1 protein-coding gene and 2 pseudogenes are annotated in these 1,061 nt (G+C 65.3%); 1 reads left to right on the plus strand and 2 read right to left on the minus strand.

The window, feature by feature from the left end; translation table 11 throughout:
* A partial coding sequence (locus tag U9980_RS28570; protein WP_416210282.1) for a transposase occupies positions 1-123 on the minus strand: 123 nt, incomplete at its 3' end.
* A 62-nt stretch (positions 124-185) separates the two neighbouring features.
* On the opposite strand from U9980_RS28570, the pseudogene U9980_RS15340 reads away from it, so the two are divergent.
* Positions 186-539, plus strand: a pseudogene (locus U9980_RS15340) (MFS transporter); the annotation flags it as partial.
* 166 nt (positions 540-705) lie between these two features.
* Here the strand turns inward: U9980_RS15340 and U9980_RS15345 are convergent.
* A pseudogene (locus U9980_RS15345) lies at positions 706-1,061 on the minus strand (NmrA family protein); the annotation flags it as partial.

Consider the following 1,061-nt stretch of genomic DNA (forward strand, 5'->3'; position numbering starts at 1 on the left):
TAGGGTGCCTTCCAGGACCCCGAGCTCCCTCGCGACTGTCGCCGTCGGACGAGGCCCCTCGATCACCATTTTGACCGCCTCCTCCCGAAACTCGGAAGAATATTTCTTTCTATGCTGCGCCACAGGTCCCCCATCTCAGGCATCTATTCTATAGCGTCCCCTATCCGGATAATTCGGGGCGGCCCATCCTGCTCGGCCTCGGCCTCGGCGGGGTGATGACCACCGCGTTCCAGGGCGCGACCGCGGGTGTGCACCACGAGGACGCCGGCGTCGGCTCGGCACTGATCAACACCAACCAGCAGGTCGGTGGCTCGATCAGCACCGCGCTGCTGAGCACCGTCGCCTCCTCGGCCGCCACCCACTACCTCACCTCCCACAAGCCCGGCCCGCTCACCGCCGCGCAGGCCGCCGTCCACAGCGACACGGCCACCCTCGCGTGGGGCGCGGGTATCTTCGTGGTCGGCGCGATGATCACGGCGTTCCTGATGCCGAACGCGGCCCTGGCACCGTCCGAAGGCGAACCCGTGATCGGCCACTGAACCCGGATCCTGCCTGCCAACTGCGGTGATCGGTGTACCCCAGGTGCGGCTCAGGGAAGCACAAGGCATCCGCGATACGGTGCCTGTTCTCTGATACGCCTGAGCAACCCGATCACCGCAGGCGCAGGCCTCGAACGGCATGCCGAGCTACGCCGTATCGCCTCGTCTACAGCTTGCCGGTCCTGAAGTCCGCGCTGCTCTTGAGGACCGCCGACTCCGCGGTCCAGTTCTCCGGCTGGACCCTCTCCCACAGGCTTCCCCGGCCGAGCTCCCGGCCTAGCCGGTCTTCGCGCCTGAACCACTCCTCAGCGCTTCTGATCCTGTTGGGGTGGATCTCGTCGAGCAGCGCGTAGTCCCGGGTGATGATTCCGTGCTTCCAGATGTTCCAGAAGCCCGTGAAGTTGTCGCGGAAGCTCATGGTGCTCTTGTCGTTCGGATCGGCGTTGTATCCGGCCGGGTGGTCGGCGATATTCTTCAGGTCCGGGCCGTTCCAGTAGGTGTCCAGATCCGTGTCGATGTACT

It is taken from the genome of Protofrankia sp. Cr1, assembly GCF_963555865.1.
Lineage (GTDB): Bacteria > Actinomycetota > Actinomycetes > Frankiales > Frankiaceae > Protofrankia.